We start from the raw sequence: 339 nt of genomic DNA, 5'->3' as shown, positions 1-339 counted from the left end.
CTTTGAATTTTTCACATGCTTTTTGCAATAAATCAAAGTCGCTAATTTCTTCTAAGAATTTATCAACTTTAAAATCATTTCTTTTTGCTTCTGTTTTAATTAATTTAATTGAATCTGTTTGTAATTCCTTTTCGGTTATTACTACTTGATTTTGAGTTCTCGGCGGTGTAGCTGTCATCTTAATAATATATTGAGCAGCTTTTTGAATCAAGGCTTCAAAATGCTTTTCATTTTGTTGATCTTTATTTTTTAAGTCATTTCTATCAATATCAACAAAATTGTTTTTAACCTCACCCCCGTGGTGCGATTCATCTCTTATATAGATTAATTTATAGCCTT

General features: G+C 28.3%; 1 protein-coding gene. It reads right to left on the bottom strand.

Going from position 1 to position 339, the window contains the following annotated elements:
• Nucleotides 1-339 (bottom strand): hypothetical protein (locus tag KQ878_RS04560; protein ID WP_373422580.1); only part of this gene is annotated, 339 nt, incomplete at both ends.

The sequence above is a fragment of the Mycoplasma zalophidermidis genome, assembly GCF_018913985.1.
Lineage (GTDB): Bacteria > Bacillota_I > Bacilli_A > Mycoplasmatales > Metamycoplasmataceae > Mycoplasmopsis > Mycoplasmopsis zalophidermidis.
The sequence above is the reverse complement of the archived record's forward strand: the minus strand, read 5'-3'. Positions and strand labels throughout refer to the sequence as shown.